Source organism: Mesorhizobium sp. ANAO-SY3R2 (assembly GCF_042466635.1).
In the GTDB taxonomy this organism is placed as follows: domain Bacteria; phylum Pseudomonadota; class Alphaproteobacteria; order Rhizobiales; family Rhizobiaceae; genus Aminobacter.
Window position 1 is genome coordinate 2484858 of the sequence record NZ_CP159955.1, and the last position, 13570, is coordinate 2498427.

Below are 13570 nucleotides of genomic sequence, written 5' to 3' on the forward strand. Positions count from 1 at the left end.
TGGGTATCAGCTGCCCGCCCAAGCGAGCGCGGCCTTGAAGATGTCTGTCAGCGTCGCCCGCATCGGTGCCGCGAAATCGCGGTCGTAGGGAACCGGCCAGTTCGACTGAACGCCCTTGCCTTCAGGTTCGCGGATGTAGCCGCGATTAGCGAGTTCCATCTGCAACGCATGGACGCCGTCGGCGGGACGACCATGATGGCGGGTGATCCAGCCGCCCTTGAAGCGGCCGTCGAGCACCCACGACCAGCCGGTGGCGGCCATGATCGCCACAACGTTCTCCTGCAAGACAGGGTCGGTGCTCTTGCCGCCATTGGTGCCAAGGTTGAACACAGGCAATTGTCCGTCGAACAGCAGCGGCAGGGTCGAACGGATCGAGTGGCAGTCGTAGAGCACGATCTTCGGATGAAGCGCCCGCAACCGTACGATTTCCGCTTCCAGGGCGGCGTGATAAGGGTCGAACCAGGCCGCCCGCCGAGCGGCAACTTCGCTCGCATCAGGCGCCTGTCCTGGCTTGTAGAGCGGGTCACCGTCGAAAGTGATGGTCGGACACAGCTCCGTGGTCGCCCGGCCGGGATAGAGCGAGGCGCCCGAGGGATCGCGGTTGACGTCGATGATCGAGCGCGAGATCGCGGTGCGCACCACAGTCGCATCCAAATCCTCAGCGAAATCATAGAGCTTTTCGATCCACCAGTCGGTGTCGCGCCGCGCCAGCCATGGCGAGACGAAACGCTCGTCCAGCCCGGCAAGTTCGGTTCCGGTATGCGGAATGCTGACCACAAGCGGCGCTGTGCCCCGCCTGACCGTCAGCCATGGAGCGTCGCTCATGCCTGTTGCCCCGCAATAGCCGGCAGGTCGACCCCCTCGACGACCCGGACGACTGCGCCGCGGCGAACCAAGGCGATCGCCTTTTCCATGTCCGGATGAAAATGGCGGTCGTCATCGAGATGCGGCACCTTTGCACGCACAAGCCTTCGCACCGCCTCCAGCGCGGCACTCGAATTGAGCGGCGCGTGGAAGTCGCAGCCCTGGGCGGCGGCCAGCAATTCGATGCCGAGCACGCCGCAGGCGTTTTCGATCATCGGCATAAGCCGGCGCGCACCGTGCGCGGCCATCGAGACATGGTCTTCCTGGTTGGCCGAGGTGGGGATCGAATCGACGGATGCCGGATAGGCTTTCTGCTTGTTTTCGGAAACGAGAGCGGCGGCCGTGACCTGCGGGATCATGAAGCCGGAATTCAGCCCCGGCTTCGGCGTCAGGAAGGCCGGCATGCCGGAAAGTGCTGGATCGACCAGCATGGCGATGCGGCGCTCGGAGAGCGAGCCGATCTCGCAGACGGCAAGCGCGATCATGTCGGCGGCGAAGGCCACCGGCTCGGCGTGGAAATTGCCGCCGGACAGCGCGGTATCATCCTCGGCGAAGATCAGCGGATTGTCGGTGACGCCGTTGGCTTCGGTGCCGAGCGTGTCGGCTGCCTGGCGCAGCAGGGCAAGTGCGGCGCCCATCACCTGCGGCTGGCAGCGCAGGCAATAAGGGTCCTGCACGCGTTCGTCGCCGACGCGGTGGCTCTCGCGGATGGCGCTGCCGATCATCAGATTGCGCAAGGCATCGGCCGTCTCGATCTGGCCGCGATGCTTCCTCAAGAGGTGAATACGCGGATCGAACGGCGCGTCCGAGCCCTTGGCAGCGTCGGTCGACAGCGCGCCGGTGACCAGCGCCGACTGGTACAGATTTTCAGCCTCGAACAGGGCGGCCAGCGCGTAGGCGGTCGAAAACTGCGTGCCGTTGAGCAGCGCCAACCCTTCCTTGGCGCCCAGCGTGATGGGTTGCAACTCGTGGGTGACAAAGGCGACCTTGGCCGGCACGATGCCGTGTGGGGTGTGGCATTCGCCGACGCCGATCATGGTTGCGGTCATATGCGACAGCGGCGCGAGGTCGCCCGAGGCGCCGACCGACCCTTGCGCGGGCACCATCGGAATGACGTCCCTGGCGAGCATCGCCTGCAAAAGCTCGATGGTCTCAGCGCGCACGCCCGAGGCACCCTGCGCCAGACTCGCAAGCTTCAACGCCATCATCAGCCGCGCCACCGCCACCGGCATCGCCTCGCCGACACCTGCGGCATGGGAGAGCACGATGTTGCGCTGCAGGGTTTCGAGGTCGGCGGTCGGAATGCGAACGCTGGCCAGCTTCCCGAAGCCGGTGTTGATACCGTAAACCGGCTCACCCTTGGCGACGATCCGCGCCACCGTCTCCGCGCTGGCCCTGATCTTCGGCCAGCATGCCGGGTCGAGTTCAGGTACGGCGCCGTGATAAATGGCGCGCCAATCGGCAAGCGTGGCCTCGCCCGGCTTCAAAACAAGCGTGCTCAATTTCCCCTCCAGATGCGGGCATGGAGCGGGTTGAACCCCATGCGATAGACAAGTTCGGCCGGGCTCTCGATGTCCCAGATGGCGAGGTCGGCCCATTTGCCTGCTTCGAGCGTTCCGGTTTCGGCCTGCAGGCCAAGCGCACGCGCCGCCTCGCGGGTGACGCCGGCGATGCACTCTTCGACGGTCATGGAAAACAGGGTAGCCGCCATGTTCATGGCCAGAAGAAGCGAGGTCAGCGGCGAGGTGCCGGGATTGTTGTCGGTGGCGACCGCCATCCTGACACCATCCCGGCGGAACAGCCCGATCGGCGGCTTCCTGGCTTCGCGGATGAAATAGTAGGCGCCCGGCAGGACGACGGCGACGGTGCCCGCCTCGGCCATTGCGCGAACGCCTGCCTCGCTGGCGTATTCAAGATGATCGGCCGAGAATGCGCCGTAGCTCGCGGCCAAGGCCGCGCCGCCAAGATCGGAAAGCTGATCGGCGTGCAGCTTCACCGGCAGGCCGTGCTTTCTGGCCGCATTGAAGACGCGCGCCATCTGCTCGGGCGAGAAGGCGATGCCCTCGCAGAAGCCGTCGACGGCGTCCGCAAGCCCCGCATTGGCAACGGTCTCCATCATCGGACCGGCGACGAGGTCGATATAGGCGTCCTTGTCGCCCTTGGCTTCCGGCGGCAGCGCATGCGCCCCAAGGAACGTCGTGCGCACCGTCACCGGCCGCAGTTCGCCAAGCTGGCGCGCGGCGCGCAGGGACTTGGCTTCGTTCGCCACATCGAGCCCATAGCCCGACTTGATCTCGACCGTGGTCACCCCTTCGGCGATCAGCGCATCGAGCCGCGGCAACGTCTGAGCGACCAGTTCGGCCTCGCTCGCCGCCCGCAGCGCCTTGACCGACGAGACAATGCCGCCCCCTGCCCGCGCCACCTCTTCGTAGGTCGCACCGGCAAGCCGCATCTGGAATTCGTTGGCGCGATTGCCCGCATGGACGAGATGGGTGTGACAGTCGATGAGACCCGGCGTGATCCAGCGCCCCTCGCAATCGACGATCTCGGCGCCCGCCTCGAGTCCCGCAGGCAGGTCAGCTTCAGCACCAGAAAATGCGATGCGACCATCGCGCGCGGCGACCGCTCCATGCTCGACAACGCCGAGCCCGGGCAAGCCCTGGGCGAGCGTCGCCAGCCGCGCGTTGCGCCAGATACGCACCCTCGCCGATCCTGCAGTCTGATCGCCAGCCATGATCTTTTCGATTTCCTCCAACCGCAATTATGTATATACATATTAACGAGCGATGCAAGTGCCGGCGCGCTGCGGGCAAAAGGGGCGAGGAAACATGGCGGCGACGATCTTTGCCGAGCAGGCACTTCTGGCCGGAGGCTGGCAACGCAATGTCAGGCTGACACTTGAAGGCGGCCGCATCGGTGCGGTGGAAACCAAGACGTCCGCCCAGCCGGGCGACGAGCGCCATTCGATCATCCTTCCGGGAATGCCCAACCTGCACAGCCACGCCTTTCAGCGCGGCATGGCAGGGCTGGCCGAGGTTCGCGGCCCGTCATCCGACAGCTTCTGGTCCTGGCGCGAGACGATGTATCGCTTTGCGCTCGCCATGACGCCGGAACAGGTCGAGGCGGTGGCCGCCCAGCTCTATGTCGAGATGCTGGAGGCCGGCTTCTGCCGCGTCGGGGAGTTCCATTATCTCCACCACGACCGCGACGGCAGCCCCTACGCCAACATCGCCGAGATGGCCGAGCGCATTGCCGCCGCCTCCGTCCTGACCGGCATCAATCTCACGCTGCTGCCCGTATTCTACGCGCATTCCGGTTTCGGCGGTGCGCCCGCCAATGACGGCCAGCGGCGATTCATCAACGATGCGAATCGCTTCGCGAGGCTTTTTGAGAAGAGCGGTGAGGCACTTGAAGCAATCGATGGGGCGATGCTGGGGGTCGCACCCCACAGCCTGCGCGCGGTCACCCCACAAGAACTGTCTGCCGTGACAGCAATGACATCAGGTCCGATCCACATCCACATCGCCGAACAGGTCAAGGAAGTGGAGGACTGCGTCGCCTGGTCAGGTGCGCGCCCGGTCGAGTGGCTGCTGCGCCACGCCGATGTCGACAAGCGCTGGTGCCTGATCCACGCCACCCACATGACCGAAGCGGAAACCATCGCCATGGCCCGCACCGGAGCGGTCGCCGGCCTGTGCCCGATCACCGAAGCCAATCTCGGCGACGGCGTCTTTTCGGCACCACAATTCGTCGAACATGGCGGCAGGTTCGGCATCGGCACGGACTCCAATATCGAGATCGGTGTCGCCGACGAGTTGCGCATGCTCGAATATTCGCAACGGCTGGCGCACCGCGCCCGCAACGTTCTGGCCACTCCTGGTCAATCGACCGGCCGCGCCCTGTTCGAGCGCGCGCTCGAAGGCGGCGCGCAGGCGCTCGGCGCCGGACCAGCCGGCATCGTGCAAGGGCGGGCGGCCGATCTGGTATCTCTCGACCCTGATCATCCGACGCTTGCCGGCAAGAGCGGCGATGCCATCCTCGACGCCTGGATTTTTGCACGTGGCACCGGTGTCGACTGCGCGTGGACGCGCGGCCGCAAGGTCGTGTCGGGCGGCGCACATTTCCGTCGCGACGCTATTGCGGCACGGTTCCGCGCCGTGATGATGGAGCTCGCGGCGGCATAGGCGAGACGATGGCTGATTCGATTGCGGAAATGGCGAGGGGAGAGGAAGCTGGCGGCGCCGACGCATCGACGTCGCTCTACCAGCGCATCCTCACCGACATCAGGGACCGCATCATCTCGGGCGAATGGGAGCCAGGCTACCGCATTCCCTTCGAACATGAGCTGACGGAGCAATATGGCTGTTCGCGCATGACCGTGAACAAGGCGCTGTCGCAGTTGGCAAAGTCGGGACTGATCGAGCGGCGACGGAGGTCCGGCAGTTTCGTGCGTCGGCCACAATCACAGGCGGCGGTTCTGGAAATCCATGACATCCGCGCCGAGGTCGAGGCACTCGGACTGCCCTATCGCTACGAGTTGATTGCGCACGCCAGGCGCCGCGCAAATACTGCAGACCGCGAAAGGCTGGGGCCTGACGTATCTGGCCAGATCCTTGCGCTCAGGTGTCGCCACCACGCCGGCGCGCGGCCATTCTGCGTCGAAGACCGGCTGATCAACCTCGCCGCCGTGCCGGAAGCAGCGGCCGAAGGGTTCGTGGAGACCGCACCGGGGCCCTGGCTAATCGGTCGGGTGCCGTGGAGCTCGGCCGAGCATGTGATCCGGGCAATGGCTGCCGATACGGAGATTGCGGCCGCGCTGAACCTTCCGTCCGGGGCGCCCTGTCTGATCATCGAACGGCGGACGTGGAGCGCCGAGCGCCCCGTCACGCATGTACACTTCACCTATCCGGCGAACGCCCATGCAGTGGTGGCCCGCTTCACGCCATCAGACAGTTGAAGCGGGCCGTTCCGTAGCAGCCGTTAAGCTGCGGCCGTGATGATGATCTCGACCTTGTATTCCGGCGAGGCCAGCTTGGCTTCACCGGTGGCACGAGCAGGCGTGTTGCCCTGCGGCACCCAGGCGTCCCAGGCCGAGTTCATTTCGGCGAAGGTCGACATGTCGTCCAGCCAGATGATTGCCTGAAGGATCTTGGTCTTGTCCGTGCCAGCCTTGGCCAGCAGGGCGTCGATCTCCGCGAGGATCGCCTTGGTCTGCGCGGCGACGCTTTCGCCCGGCGCGCCAACCTGGCCGGCCAGGTAGACCGTATTGTTATGGATCACGATCTGGCTCATGCGCGGGCCGACATCGATACGACGAATGCTCATGATGGTCTCCTTCCGTTAGGGTTGGAGCCCTCTTTAGATTTGGCCAGCACTTCGGCGCAAGGCCGCAACGGTGAATTTCAGTGGGTCAAGCGTGCAGCACGTCGCTTGCCTGCGCAATTCGATCACTTTGTCCGGCCACGCGCGTTGACTAATGTAATAACATCACATATCCAAAAGGCAGCTTTGCCACCCTGAGCAAGACCCACAGATGACCGACGCCTGCCTGACATTCAAGGATCTGACGCTGGGCTACAACAGCCACCCAGCGGTGCATCACCTGAGCGGTGCGGTCAAAACCGGCTCGCTGACGGCTGTCGTCGGCGCCAATGGGTCAGGCAAATCCACCCTGATGAAGGGCATTGTCGGCGTGCTGAAGCCGATGGCCGGGACATGCACAATCACTCCGGGCAAGCGCATCGCCTACCTACCGCAGCAGTCGGAACTCGACCGCAGCTTTCCCGCCCGCGTCATCGATCTCGTTTCGCTCGGCCTATGGCCGAAGCGCGGTCTGCTGGGCCGCTACAGAAGCGAGGACCGGGAAGCGATCCGACATGCGCTGAAGGCCGTCGGGCTCGAAGGATTCGAGAAGCGCGCCATAGACACACTCTCCGGCGGACAGCTTCAAAGGGCGCTATTCGCCCGCGTGCTCCTCCAGGATGCCGATGTCATCCTGCTCGACGAACCGTTCAATGCCGTCGACGCCAAGACGGTTGGTGACCTGATCGACCTCATCAAGCACTGGCAAGGCGAAAAGCGCACGGTGATGGTGGTGGCCCACGACCTCGAACTGGTGCGCGCGCATTTTCCGAGAACGCTACTGCTCGCGCGCCGGCCAGTGGCCTGGGGTGAGACGCTCCAGACCTTGCACCCGCAGAACCTCGCCAAGGCGCGCCGCTTTGACGAGGCATGGCACGACGACGCCCCATGGTGCGAGCCCGATCACGGGCATTCCCACGCCCACAGCCATGTCCATGACGAACATCACCACCACGAGCATGGCGAGATCCACGACCGCCCCGACCATGAATCCGGCCCCAGGGCAGCGTGAGCGGCACCATGTATGATTTCCTGATCGCCCCGTTCGTCGAATTCGGCTTCATGCAGCGTGCACTTGCCGGCTCGCTTCTACTGGCTCTGGGCGCCTGCCCTGTCGGCGTGTTCCTGATGCTCAGGCGCATGAGCCTGACTGGCGACGCCATGGCCCACGCCATCCTGCCGGGCGCCGCCGCCGGCTTCCTGCTCTACGGACTGCAGATCGTGCCGATGACCATCGGCGGGCTGATCGCCGGCGTCATCGTGGCGCTCGGCGCGGGCGCCGTATCGCGCTTCACGGTGCAGCGCGAGGACGCCTCGATGGCGGCGTTCTATCTGATTTCGTTGGCGCTTGGCGTGCTCATCGTGTCGTTGCGCGGCTCAAGCGTCGACCTGATGCATGTGCTGTTCGGTACCGTGCTGGCACTCAACGACGACGCGCTGACGCTGATCGCGCTGATCTCGGGCATCACACTGCTAACGCTCGCCATCTTCTGGCGCGCGCTGATCGCCGAATGCCTCGACCCGCTGTTCCTGCGCTCGGTCAGCCGACTTGGTACACCGGTGCACTTCATCTTCCTTGGCCTTGTCGTGCTCAATCTGGTCGGCGGCTTCCAGGCGCTCGGCACGTTGCTGTCGGTCGGGCTGATGATGCTACCGGCAGCAGCCGCTCGTTTCTGGACGGCGCGGGTCGAGCCGATGTGCGTGCTTGCCTTCGGATTCGGCGCGATATCCTGCATCTCCGGACTGCTGATCTCCTACCACGCCTCCCTGCCCTCGGGACCGGCGATCATCCTGTCGGCAGGCGCGATCTACCTCGCCTCCATCCTCATGGGCACCCGCGGCGTCTTCAACACCAAGCTGCGCCGCCACCGCCACCGCACGGCCTGAACCGCTTCAGATTTCGACACGGAGAGACCCATGCTCAGGACAATCGGCTTCGCCTCGCTGATGGGCGTTATAACATTTACCTCCCTTGGCGCGGCCTCGGCTGAACCGCTCAAGGTGGTGGCCAGCTTTTCGATCATCGGCGATTTCGCCCGGAACGTCGGCGGCGACCGTATCGAACTTTCCACGCTGGTCGGTCCCGACGGCGATGCCCATGTCTATGAGCCCTCGCCTGCCGACGCGGTGAAGATGTCAAAGGCCAATGTCGTGCTGGTCAACGGCCTTCGGTTCGAAGGTTTCCTCCAGCGCCTTGTCGAGGCGAGCGCGACCAAGGCGTCAGTCAGCGAAGTGAGCAAGGGCGTCGAGACGCTCACGATGAAGGAGGAACATGAGCATCCTGCCGAGGGCGAGGAGGCCGATGACGGACACGATCACGGCGATATCGACCCCCACGCCTTCCAGTCGATCGCCAACGCCAAAATCTATGTGAAGAACATCGCTGATGCCTTCTGCGCGGCCGATGCCGCCGGCTGCGACACCTACAGGGCAAATACCCAAGCCTACACCGCCAAGCTCGACACGGCGGATGCCGAAGTGAAGGCTGCGGTGGCCGGTATCCCCGAGGAGAAACGCACGATCATCACCTCGCACGATGCCTTCGGCTATTTCGAACATGCCTATGGCCTGACCTTCCTCGCGCCTGAAGGCATTTCGACCGAGGCCGAAGCCTCTGCCGCCGATGTCGCGGCCCTCATCAAGCAGATCCGCGATGACAAGGCTTCGGCCATCTTCGTCGAGAACATCACCAATCCGCGCCTGATCGAGCAGATTTCCACCGAAACCGGTGTGAAGGTCGGCGGCACGCTCTATTCGGACGCGCTTTCCAAGGCCGACGGTCCCGCCGCGACCTACATCGACATGATGAAGAGCAACATTGAGACCATAAAGCGGGCGAATATCGCCGGCTGAAATTCTTGGCCTGGCATCGCTGAGCCGCGGCCACCAGGCGGTTGCCCCTCGGCTCCGACAGTGGCAGAACTGGCGCCGACCGGCCGCATGGCCGACAACCTTGCGAGGACGAACATGGAATACCGAGAGATCACCGACGACTACTCCGTCTCCCCCCAGATCACGCCGGAAGAAGTCGCCGCCATCAAGGCCGCCGGCTTCAAGAGCGTCATCTGCAACCGGCCGGACAACGAACAGCCTGGCCAGCCCTCCGCCGACAGCGTCAAGGCGGCGGTCGAGGCTGCCGGCCTCGCCTTCCGCTACATCCCCGTGATCAGCGGCCAGATGACCGGCGACAACGTTGCCGACATGGCCGAAGCGCTCGACGAGATGGAAAGCCCGGTCCTCGCCTATTGCCGTTCCGGCACGCGCTGCACCAACCTCTACATGGCGATCCAGCAGACCAAGGGCTGATCGGCGATCCTCCGAGCGGCTTGGCCCTGGATTTAGCTAAAGCCCCAGCCGCTCGACCTCCTCGCTGCGGAAACGCAAATCGTAGTCGAGGAAGAACTCGTCCAGTTGCGGCGGCGCGGCCGACGTGCCTGACAGCATGGCGTGCACCTGGCCGCGATGGTGGATCTGGTGGACTAGCAGGTGCGCGAGCACGTCGCCGATCCGTTCGGGAATTCGACCCGCCTCGCCCCGATCCGACAGGACCTGCCTGTCCAGATCGGCTTCCGTCAGCCGGTCGCAGCAAACGACCAGCCGGCGATCGAATTCCGCCTGCGCCCCGGCAAGCACCGAGGCATCTTCGAAATCGATGAAACGCTCGAAGATTTTTCGCCCCTCGCCGGCCTCCTCGATCATGTCGAGATAATAGAGATCGACCGACAGGATATGGTTCAGCGTCGCCTTGAGCGAAGGAAAAAAACTCGTCCGCGCCGCCTCGAATTCTCCCGGCTGCAAAGCCGTCACGGCGCGGTAGATCCGGTCGTTGGACCACAGGTTGTTCCGCGCCATGCGGCGAAAATGGCTCGTCATGTGCATGGCGTCATCCCACGGTTGCCTCCTGTCAGGGCAGCGGCGGCTCAAAACGGCCGACCTGGCGCTCGATAGCGCCGAAGATCGAGTGGCCCGCCCGGTCCTTCATTGCGATCCGAACCGTCTCGCCGAGCGAAACCGCAAGCATCTCGACACCGCCCCTGACGATTGCACCGGCAGAAAGCGGCCGTGTCGCGGCTGCATCAGCGATCAGTCTGGGAAAGCTCGCCCAGCCAGTCGAGGCGACGCTCCGCGTCCCCGCAAGCAGCGACAAATGCACCGAGCCGTCCCAGGCATCACCCAATTCATCGGGCGTGACTGCTACCGGCGACAGCGCCGAGGTTCCCGCACGCCCATCGTCCAGCACGGTATCAGCCGACAATACGATCAGGGCGACTGCAGCCTTGGCATGTTCAGCCGCAGCGGCCATGGCGACATCCGTGACGATCACGGCGACTGATGCCTCGACCTTGGCGTCGCGCATCTTGCCGGTAAGCTCGATCGGCTCGCGGGGGCCGGCAAGCGCGTCGCCACCGCCGACGCGCTGAAAGACGCGAGGCAAGGGCGCAAGGGCATCGTGCTCATGGAACCGCAACGACGGCACCGAGCCAAGTTCGAGCGATTCAGCCAGTGCGGCGAGATGCGGGGACATGCGATGCCAGTCGTCCAGCGCCGCCTGCAGGTTGGGCGCCAGGAAAGAGGCGTCGGTACAGCGTGTCAGGTCGCGTGAAACGACGACCAGTTTTCCGTCACGCGAACCGTTTTTAAGTGTCGCCAGTTTCATGCCAATCCTCCCGAATGCGGGCGCTATCGCCCTCAATCGCCACAACAAGCCCGTCGTGGCCGATCGTCAAGGGACCAGACCATGTTTTCCTGACAGCCTCGATCCAGTCCGTCTCGCCGATCTCGGGATCGTCGGCCGGGATGAGGTGGTTGAGCACCAGCCTGCCAACGCCGGCACGGGCCGCGATCGTGCCGGCCTCGCCTGCCAGGCTGTGGCTTGCCATCAGATGCTCCCGCAGCCGCGCGCCGTTGCCGGTACGCGCCACCAGGCGCTCGACGCCCTGCTCCAGCATCGCTTCGTGGAGCAGGATGCCGGCGCCCCGCGCAAACTCGGCCAGCGGCGGGAAAAAGGCCGTATCGGCCGAAAAGACAACGCTTCTGCCCGCGTGCTCGAATCGCAAGGCGAAGCAATCGGTCACCGGCGGGTGATCGACGCGCAGCGCAGTGACGCTCAGCCCGGCGTCCCGCAGCACGTCGCCTTCGCCAAACTCCACGATTTCGACCATCTCGCGCAGATCAGGCCGCCCTTCGTCGGCGATTCTGGTTTCGATATCGAATTCAAGCGCTTGCACGAAGCTCTGCCAGTATCGATTCATGCCAGCTGGCCCGAACACTGTGACCGGCGTGGCCAAGCCGGCCGTCCAGGCCGTGTGGATCAGGGCCCCGAGTTCGAGCACATGGTCGGAATGCGGATGCGTCACGAAAACAAGATCGAGCGCCTTGAGGCTCAGGCCAGCGTCGGTCAGCCCACGCGTCACGCCAAGCCCGCAATCGATGACCATTGTGCGCCCGCCGAGTTCCAGCAGCGTCGAGGTCGGCCACGGGCCGCCCGGCCGGATCGCCGGACCGCCCTTGGTGCCAAGCAGAACGAGGCGGTCGCTCATAGTGGTACACCCGGCTTTAGATCAGCGGCTGTGCTGTTGCTGCTCATTCGACCAACTCTCCTTGAGGGAGCCAAGGTAGAGTGTCGGCAAAGGCCGAGGCAAGCTGAAAGCGTCAGTCGATGCGGCGTGGATATTGCACTCGTGGCGGGATCCAGTGATGTACCAGCGCCAGCACGAAAAGGCTGATGCAGCCGAGCAGCACGACCACGAACAGCGTACCGCCCTGGTAAGGCGATGCGGTGGCGACAAGCGGGATCGCGCCTGCCGGCGGATGGGTGACGCGGAACATCAGCATCAGCGCGATCGCGACGCCGACTGCCACTGCGGATACTTCCCACAACCCCGGAAAAACCATGGCCGCGCCGACGCCGATCAGGGTCGCGATGAAATAGCCGGCGAAAATGTTGATGGGCTGCGCCAGCGGGCTTGCCGGCTGGCCGAACAGCAGCACCGCGGTTGCCCCCAGCGGTGCTATCAGCATCGGCAGTCCGGTGACCGAGGCAAGCCCACCGACGGCCGACATGCCAATGATCGCTCCCGACCCCGACTTGAGGTGCGAGAGGAACTGTCCGCGAGGCTCATGGCGGGCGGTAAGAGTACGAATATGGCGGCGCAAAGCTATTCCCCGGCGAAAGGTCCGCCTCGATAGCAACTTGCCGTGCCGTCAGGCAACGGCATGTGTTCGAAAGAACCAGCTATCGTTGGGAAAACCTTCCCCGCTGTCACCAATCCATGACAACCTTGCCGGAACTGCCGCTGCGCATGGCGTCGAAGCCGGCCTGGAAGTCGTCAATGCCGATCCGGTGAGTGATGAGGCCGGTAACGTCCAGCGGTCCCTGGACCAGCGCAATCATCTTGTACCAGGTCTCGAACATCTCGCGGCCATAGATGCCCTTGAGATGCAGCATCTTGAAGATGACCTTGTTCCAGTCGATCTCGAAGCCGGTCGGTGCGATGCCGAGGATCGCTATCTTGCCGCCATTGTTCATGCTGTCGATCATGTCGCGGAAGGCAATCGCCGAGCCGGACATTTCAAGCCCGACGTCGAAACCCTCCGTCATGCCCTCGTCGCGCATGACGTCGCGCAGCTTTTCTTTGGACGCATCGACGACGTGATGCACGCCGAGCTTCCTGGCCAGTTCCAGCCGCGTCGGGTTGATGTCGGTGATGACCACCTTGCGGGCGCCGACGCACTGCGCCACCAGCGCGCCCATGATGCCGATCGGCCCGGCACCTGTCACCAGCACGTCCTCGCCGACAAGATCGAAGGACAGTGCAGTATGCACCGCATTGCCGAGCGGGTCGAAGATCGCCGCGATCTCGTCCGGCACGTCATCAGGGATCGGCACGACATTGTGCTGCGGGATCGCGACATATTCGGCGAATGAACCCGGGCGGTTGACGCCGACGCCGAGCGTATTGCGGCACAGATGCCCGCGCCCGGCGCGGCAATTGCGGCAGTGGCCGCAGACGATATGCCCCTCGCCCGACACGCGCTGGCCGACCTTGTAATCCTTCACGCCCGCGCCGAAATCGGCGACCGTGCCGACGAATTCATGGCCGGTGACCAGCGGCACGGGCACGGTCTTCTGCGCCCACTGGTCCCAGTTGTAGATGTGGACGTCGGTGCCGCAGATCGCCGACTTGCGGACCTTGATCAGCACGTCGTTCGGACCGATCTCGGGGATCGGCACCTGTTCCATCCAGATGCCCGGTTCGGCCTTTGCCTTCACCAGCGCGCGCATCATGTTCGACATTGTCTTGTCCTTCGAATCCCTTGATCCAGAATCGCTTTCGCCGCCCAA

General features: G+C 64.3%; 15 protein-coding genes. 6 read left to right on the forward strand and 9 right to left on the reverse strand.

Translation table 11 applies throughout. The features are described 5' to 3' along the window. Positions 1 to 6: 6 nt before the first annotated feature. Genes hutG through hutI form a run of 3 tightly spaced genes read right to left on the reverse strand, consistent with a single transcriptional unit; the run spans position 7 to position 3598 of the window. Complete coding sequence (gene hutG, locus ABSY17_RS17000) at positions 7 to 825, reverse strand: N-formylglutamate deformylase (protein WP_378943250.1); 819 nt, start codon at positions 823 to 825, stop codon at positions 7 to 9. Next, entirely contained in the window at positions 822 to 2366 is a 1545-nt protein-coding gene (gene hutH / locus ABSY17_RS17005; protein ID WP_378943253.1) for a histidine ammonia-lyase, read from the reverse strand. Before hutH ends, hutG begins: the two co-directional genes overlap by 4 nt. Beyond that, the gene (gene hutI / locus ABSY17_RS17010; RefSeq protein WP_378943256.1) at positions 2363 to 3598 is read right to left on the reverse strand and encodes an imidazolonepropionase; all 1236 of its coding nucleotides are present in this window, start codon (positions 3596 to 3598) and stop codon (positions 2363 to 2365) included. Before hutI ends, hutH begins: the two co-directional genes overlap by 4 nt. A gap of 94 nt (positions 3599 to 3692) precedes the next feature. Between hutI and ABSY17_RS17015 the strand changes: the two genes are divergently transcribed. Both ABSY17_RS17015 and hutC read left to right on the forward strand, forming a co-directional pair. Beyond that, positions 3693 to 5048: a formimidoylglutamate deiminase gene (locus ABSY17_RS17015; RefSeq protein WP_378943258.1), complete on the forward strand. Its 1356-nt coding sequence runs from the start codon at positions 3693 to 3695 to the stop codon at positions 5046 to 5048. 8 nt (positions 5049 to 5056) lie between these two features. Then, the gene (gene hutC / locus ABSY17_RS17020) at positions 5057 to 5821 is read left to right on the forward strand and encodes a histidine utilization repressor (RefSeq protein ID WP_378943261.1); all 765 of its coding nucleotides are present in this window, start codon (positions 5057 to 5059) and stop codon (positions 5819 to 5821) included. Between the two features lie 23 nt (positions 5822 to 5844). Here the strand turns inward: hutC and ABSY17_RS17025 are convergent, their stop codons facing one another. Continuing rightward, entirely contained in the window at positions 5845 to 6189 is a 345-nt protein-coding gene (locus ABSY17_RS17025; RefSeq protein ID WP_378943263.1) for a RidA family protein, read from the reverse strand. A 208-nt stretch (positions 6190 to 6397) separates the two neighbouring features. On the opposite strand from ABSY17_RS17025, the gene aztA reads away from it, so the two are divergent. The 4 genes from aztA to ABSY17_RS17045 all read left to right on the forward strand — a co-directional run bounded on the left by aztA (position 6398) and on the right by ABSY17_RS17045 (position 9531). After that, a complete protein-coding gene (gene aztA, locus ABSY17_RS17030; protein ID WP_378943265.1) occupies positions 6398 to 7237 on the forward strand; it encodes a zinc ABC transporter ATP-binding protein AztA in 840 nt (279 codons plus the stop codon). Positions 7238 to 7245: 8 nt separating this feature from the next. Continuing rightward, positions 7246 to 8112, forward strand: a complete 867-nt coding sequence (gene aztB, locus ABSY17_RS17035) for a zinc ABC transporter permease AztB (protein ID WP_378952795.1) — start codon at positions 7246 to 7248, stop codon at positions 8110 to 8112. Between the two features lie 30 nt (positions 8113 to 8142). Continuing rightward, positions 8143 to 9078, forward strand: coding sequence for a zinc ABC transporter substrate-binding protein AztC (gene aztC, locus ABSY17_RS17040; RefSeq protein WP_378943267.1), 936 nt, complete (start codon positions 8143 to 8145; stop codon positions 9076 to 9078). A gap of 114 nt (positions 9079 to 9192) precedes the next feature. Continuing rightward, a complete protein-coding gene (locus ABSY17_RS17045) occupies positions 9193 to 9531 on the forward strand; it encodes a TIGR01244 family sulfur transferase (RefSeq protein WP_378952798.1) in 339 nt (112 codons plus the stop codon). Between the two features lie 36 nt (positions 9532 to 9567). Here ABSY17_RS17045 and ABSY17_RS17050 read toward each other — a convergent pair whose 3' ends face one another. The 5 genes from ABSY17_RS17050 to tdh all read right to left on the reverse strand — a co-directional run bounded on the left by ABSY17_RS17050 (position 9568) and on the right by tdh (position 13522). Next, positions 9568 to 10104, reverse strand: a complete 537-nt coding sequence (locus ABSY17_RS17050; RefSeq protein WP_378943269.1) for a DinB family protein — start codon at positions 10102 to 10104, stop codon at positions 9568 to 9570. A gap of 25 nt (positions 10105 to 10129) precedes the next feature. Further along, positions 10130 to 10882 (reverse strand): fumarylacetoacetate hydrolase family protein, encoded by a 753-nt coding sequence (locus ABSY17_RS17055; protein WP_378943271.1) that lies wholly within the window; start codon positions 10880 to 10882, stop codon positions 10130 to 10132. Further along, positions 10863 to 11765, reverse strand: a complete 903-nt coding sequence (locus ABSY17_RS17060; RefSeq protein ID WP_378943273.1) for an MBL fold metallo-hydrolase — start codon at positions 11763 to 11765, stop codon at positions 10863 to 10865. The genes ABSY17_RS17055 and ABSY17_RS17060 overlap by 20 nt, the downstream gene beginning before the upstream one ends. Before the next feature lie 112 nt (positions 11766 to 11877). Beyond that, positions 11878 to 12288: an HPP family protein gene (locus tag ABSY17_RS17065; RefSeq protein WP_378943275.1), complete on the reverse strand. Its 411-nt coding sequence runs from the start codon at positions 12286 to 12288 to the stop codon at positions 11878 to 11880. Positions 12289 to 12487: 199 nt separating this feature from the next. Then, positions 12488 to 13522 (reverse strand): L-threonine 3-dehydrogenase, encoded by a 1035-nt coding sequence (gene tdh, locus ABSY17_RS17070; RefSeq protein WP_378943277.1) that lies wholly within the window; start codon positions 13520 to 13522, stop codon positions 12488 to 12490. Between the last annotated feature and the right edge of the window lie 48 nt (positions 13523 to 13570).

What these genes read in the sequence shown, in the direction of transcription:
- ABSY17_RS17025 (WP_378943263.1), bottom strand. Translation starts at nt 6,189, where the DNA reads ATGAGCATTCGTCGTATCGATGTCGGCCCGCGCATGAGCCAGATCGTG.
- hutI (WP_378943256.1), bottom strand. Translation starts at nt 3,598, where the DNA reads ATGGCTGGCGATCAGACTGCAGGATCGGCGAGGGTGCGTATCTGGCGC.
- ABSY17_RS17015 (WP_378943258.1), top strand. Translation starts at nt 3,693, where the DNA reads ATGGCGGCGACGATCTTTGCCGAGCAGGCACTTCTGGCCGGAGGCTGG.
- ABSY17_RS17050 (WP_378943269.1), bottom strand. Translation starts at nt 10,104, where the DNA reads ATGCACATGACGAGCCATTTTCGCCGCATGGCGCGGAACAACCTGTGG.
- tdh (WP_378943277.1), bottom strand. Translation starts at nt 13,522, where the DNA reads ATGTCGAACATGATGCGCGCGCTGGTGAAGGCAAAGGCCGAACCGGGC.
- ABSY17_RS17045 (WP_378952798.1), top strand. Translation starts at nt 9,193, where the DNA reads ATGGAATACCGAGAGATCACCGACGACTACTCCGTCTCCCCCCAGATC.
- ABSY17_RS17060 (WP_378943273.1), bottom strand. Translation starts at nt 11,765, where the DNA reads ATGAGCGACCGCCTCGTTCTGCTTGGCACCAAGGGCGGTCCGGCGATC.
- aztC (WP_378943267.1), top strand. Translation starts at nt 8,143, where the DNA reads ATGCTCAGGACAATCGGCTTCGCCTCGCTGATGGGCGTTATAACATTT.
- ABSY17_RS17055 (WP_378943271.1), bottom strand. Translation starts at nt 10,882, where the DNA reads ATGAAACTGGCGACACTTAAAAACGGTTCGCGTGACGGAAAACTGGTC.
- ABSY17_RS17065 (WP_378943275.1), bottom strand. Translation starts at nt 12,288, where the DNA reads ATGTCGGCCGTCGGTGGGCTTGCCTCGGTCACCGGACTGCCGATGCTG.
- hutC (WP_378943261.1), top strand. Translation starts at nt 5,057, where the DNA reads ATGGCTGATTCGATTGCGGAAATGGCGAGGGGAGAGGAAGCTGGCGGC.
- aztB (WP_378952795.1), top strand. Translation starts at nt 7,246, where the DNA reads ATGTATGATTTCCTGATCGCCCCGTTCGTCGAATTCGGCTTCATGCAG.
- hutG (WP_378943250.1), bottom strand. Translation starts at nt 825, where the DNA reads ATGAGCGACGCTCCATGGCTGACGGTCAGGCGGGGCACAGCGCCGCTT.
- aztA (WP_378943265.1), top strand. Translation starts at nt 6,398, where the DNA reads ATGACCGACGCCTGCCTGACATTCAAGGATCTGACGCTGGGCTACAAC.